A 1,066-nucleotide genomic window follows, 5' to 3' on the forward strand; every position below is an offset into this window, starting at 1 on the left:
ATCCCGAGCAGTGATGACAGCGGAGGCGACCAGCGCGTTGACCTCGCGCACGAGGCGCTCATCGCCGGCTGGCCAACGTTGCGCCAGTGGATCGACACGGCCCGCCAGGACCTGCTCTTCACTCGAACCCTGGCCCATGACGCCGAGCAGTGGTCCAGCGGTGGACGAGATGACAGCGGCCTGTATCGGGGAGCCAGGCTCGCCGCCGCGATGGACTGGGCCGCTGCCAACAGCACGGAACTCAACCAGCTTGAGCGGGACTTCCTCCACGCGGGTCATGCGCACGAGGCACGGGAGATCGCGCAGGTGCGGCGGACCAACCGGCGGCTCGGGCTGCTCGCGCGGGGGCTTGCCGCCTTCCTGGCACTGACGCTCGTCGCGTCGGGGCTGGCGATCGCGCAGTCGGTGCGGGCCGGCAGGCTCGCCGACCGCGCCGCGGTCCAGAGCCGTGCCGCGCTGTCGCGCCAGCTCGCGGCGCAGGCGGTCGCGGCCCAGCCCAGCCAGCTGTCCCGAGCGCTCCTGCTCGCCGCCCAGGCCTACCGGGTCGACGACACGACGCAGGCCCGCAGCGCGCTGCTGTCTACTCTGCAGAACAGTGACCCACGCCTGGTCAGCGTTCTCGCCGCGGACGTCGCACCTGCCGTCGATCCCATCGGCGCTGGCGCATCGGTCCGCGCGGTCGCGGTCAGCCCCGACGGGAGAACGGTCGTGACCGGCACCGGGGACGGCACGGTGACCTGGTGGGACGGCGGCCGCCACCGCACCGGGGGTGGCACGGCCAGTGGCCAGCGGGGTGCGATCCAGGCGTTGGTGTTCAGTCCGGACGGCCGGATGCTCGCCTCGGGCAGCCTCGACGGCACGACGCAGGTCTGGGACGTCGCCAGCCGGCGTGCACTCGGACCGCCGCTGCGTGCCGGGCGGGGTGCGGTGTGGGCCGTCGCGTTCGGTGCGGGCGGCGCGGTACTGGCGGCGGGCGGGCAGGGCCCTGCTGGCGAGGATGCGGGCGGTCAGGGCCAGGGCGGGCGGGTCACAGTCTGGGATGTGACCCGGCGCACGCCGGTCGACG

1 protein-coding gene is annotated in these 1,066 nt (G+C 74.1%); it reads left to right on the top strand.

The genetic code is table 11. From position 1 onward, the window contains the following. A partial coding sequence (locus tag AC08ON_RS15200) for a WD40 repeat domain-containing protein (RefSeq protein WP_476617203.1) occupies window positions 1-1,066 on the top strand: 1,066 nt, incomplete at both ends.

The sequence above is a fragment of the Frankia sp. CoWAU3 genome (genome assembly GCF_977971855.1).